Source organism: Nostoc sp. CHAB 5715, assembly GCF_020829685.1.
Taxonomy (GTDB): domain Bacteria; phylum Cyanobacteriota; class Cyanobacteriia; order Cyanobacteriales; family Nostocaceae; genus Nostoc.
Map to the genome: position 1 here is coordinate 1 of NZ_JAIVFR010000967.1, position 2,774 is coordinate 2,774.

At 40.8% G+C, this 2,774-nt stretch carries 4 protein-coding genes; 2 read left to right on the forward strand and 2 right to left on the reverse strand.

The window, feature by feature from the left end; all coding sequences use genetic code 11:
• Nucleotides 1-138: 138 nt before the first annotated feature.
• Nucleotides 139-1,155 (reverse strand): TrkA family potassium uptake protein, encoded by a 1,017-nt coding sequence (locus LC574_RS34460; protein WP_229458097.1) that lies wholly within the window; start codon nt 1,153-1,155, stop codon nt 139-141.
• Between the two features lie 197 nt (nt 1,156-1,352).
• Nucleotides 1,353-1,535 carry a hypothetical protein gene (locus LC574_RS34465; RefSeq protein ID WP_229458098.1) on the reverse strand — a complete coding sequence of 61 codons (183 nt, stop codon included), beginning with the start codon at nt 1,533-1,535 and terminating at the stop codon, nt 1,353-1,355.
• A 125-nt stretch (nt 1,536-1,660) separates the two neighbouring features.
• Between LC574_RS34465 and LC574_RS34470 the strand changes: the two genes are divergently transcribed.
• Together LC574_RS34470 and LC574_RS34475 are read left to right on the forward strand one after the other, a co-directional pair.
• Complete coding sequence (locus LC574_RS34470; RefSeq protein WP_229458100.1) at nt 1,661-2,038, forward strand: hypothetical protein; 378 nt, start codon at nt 1,661-1,663, stop codon at nt 2,036-2,038.
• A 350-nt stretch (nt 2,039-2,388) separates the two neighbouring features.
• Nucleotides 2,389-2,703 (forward strand): hypothetical protein, encoded by a 315-nt coding sequence (locus LC574_RS34475; RefSeq protein WP_229458101.1) that lies wholly within the window; start codon nt 2,389-2,391, stop codon nt 2,701-2,703.
• Nucleotides 2,704-2,774 lie beyond the last annotated feature (71 nt).

The following is a 2,774-nucleotide window of genomic DNA, read 5'->3' on the forward strand; positions in this document are numbered from 1 at the left end:
CTCTCTTATAGTCCAAGTCCACGCTTAGTGGACTAAAAGCCTTTCTTAGTCCACTAAGCGTGGACTTTTGCTATTAGCCTCAGAATTCATTCTGAGGCGGGCTAGATGAGAATGAAATAGCCCTACCGCTCTCGTCCATTAACTACTTCTGGGTCGTCGCAATTTCTGAGAACCAATTGGGCCAAGAATTTGGTTAAGGCTACGCAATTGGTCTGCTGTACCCATACCAATTAGCTGATCTCCCGGCATTAAAACCGTATCGCCAGTAGGGCCACCGATTAAAGTCCCATCAACGCGGCGAATTGCCAGAACTAATGCCCCAGATTGCGATCGCAATCTCGCTTTTTGCAAAGTCTGACCCACAAAGGGACAAAAAGCCGGGTCGAGTAAAAATTCTTCCATATACAACTGACGGTCTGCACCTGCCAAAATTCCGTCTACAAAGTCCAATACTTGGGGCCTGAGTGCCGCAGCAGCCATGCGCTTCCCACCAGTAATATAGGGGGATATTACTTGATCTGCACCACCGCGTCGTAACTTCTGCAAAGCCTCTTCTGTACTTGCCCGTGCAATCACCCGAATTCCCGAATTTAGTGTTTTGGCTGATAAAACAATATATAAATTTTCGGCATCGGAAGGAAGGGCTGCAACGATACACATCGCCCGTTCAATGCCGACTTTCAAAAGGGTGTCATCTAATGTAGCATCACCTTGGTATGCTGTATAACCTTCAGTCTGCGCCCTTTGTACAGATTCCATGTCTGAATCAATTACCACAAAAAGTACACCTTCTGCCCGAAATTCCTTGGCAATTTGACGACCAGTCCGGCTAAATCCACAAATGATGTAGTGTTCTGTTAAGGATTCCATTAACCGCCTCTGTTGCTGTAGCCGAATTCCTTCTTGAAAGTAGCCTTGAATGATCGCTTCTGTAAATCTATTGACAATGTAACCGATATTCACTACACCTAACAAAATCAGGGCAATTGTAAACAATCGTCCTCTGTTACCCAGTGGGTGCGTCTCTCCATATCCCACAGTCGCAAGAGTGATGACTGTCATGTAAGCTGCATCTTCCCATGACCAGCCCTCTACTAACGAGTACCACAAAGTGCCAATGAAGAAAACACCGCCAAGAGCGATCGCCCCAGCCATTAACTCCTTTTGGATACGTTGATATTTTTGCTCAAGTGTTGAGAATGACGTAAAAATAGTACTTTTAACCTACTTTTTCTAGTTTTCTGCTAACTTTTTAGCATTTGTCCTTTATGGATGGTGCGTTACGCTCTGCTAACACACCCTACGTTAATTTATATTTGTTTACATACATTGAAATTTTCTTGCCGACTTACTTACTTTCCTTTTTTCTTGTCTAGTGCTTCCTGGATAGCGCGTCTACAGAATTCTGGAGGGTCTTCTTGTGCTTTCACCTCTTCCTTCATTTCTTTGGTAACCCGGAAACTCAGATTATCGGTTAACTCTCTACTTGGTTGAGATGATTCAAAATTTTGAGGGTTACCCTTGGGGTTAGGCATTGTTGAGAGATATAAATAAGGCTTGATTTGATGTATACAAGGAAATAGACTTTAAATTGGTAGGTATCATCCCTGGAAAAGTTGTTACCTACCAATACCACTTTTACAAGAGGTAACTCTATTTTATGTTCACGCGTTCCGAGTTAGAAATCAAAACCATCCCAGAATTACGTGACTTATGCCGTCGATACGGTATTAAGCCTACAGAGAGTGCAGCATATAAAGTCAGCTACATGACTTCTCTGATAGCATTTCCTCAGCTTGCACTCCAGCAGGTGAGAGAAGGAAGGGGATTAAAATCTCCTGGACTTAGTGTCATTCAATTTTTTGAAGGGGTGATAGATGAAATGAATTCACCCACAGATGAGCAAGCAGCACTCATCAAAATAACCTTGGAAGGTAGGAGAATGGCTTACCCCGATAGGTTTGACCAAGAGAACTTGCTGAATTTGCACAAAGCTAAGATGCACCTTGAGATAACTGTTGGCTTGCTGAGTCAATAGCGATCAACAAGATCCCCGACTTCTTTAAGAAATCGGGGATATACGCGATTAAAGCAATGCAGAAGGTAAACATAGCAGCTTTGGGATAACCCAATGTATTAATCTCACAACTATAAAAATATGTTTATCTTTAAAAATATATTTATCTTTTTCTAAAAATAAATATGAGTGAAAATTCGCTTTTAAATGTTGGAATAAAGGCCGAGTAAGAACACAGTAATTATTTGTTGAAAGAGATTATTATTTCTTCATGTTTAAGTACTATTCTTAAATAAATCAAAAATGTAATATCTGTAACATGAGGTTGAGATAATTCTCCTCTACCTATTGTTTTTAATGGAGATTAAGGAATGCAATTTATCAAACAGTTAGGGAAGCAGCTAGGTTTTGTGGTCTTAATCGGTTCGGCGATGTTTTCGGCATCTTCAGCTAACGCACAACTTTCCGTGCAAGTCAGTACCAATACTGATGTGATTTTCGATCCTGCTGATATCCGAGCTAAATTCTCTTCTAATCCCACCCAAGTTGATCTGATTTTACTTGGTGGCGTTCATTTTGCTCCAAATAGTACGGAGTTAGATATTGGCAATACTGCTGAAACTCCGACTTATAATCCCTTTAAAAATCCTTACTACTATGGGGCAATAAATGTAGTCCCAAATTAGAGAAAGTATCTTCAATATTTTCCGGGACTTCATTTAGCAGCAATCGAGAAATAATACTGGCTTTAGAAGAA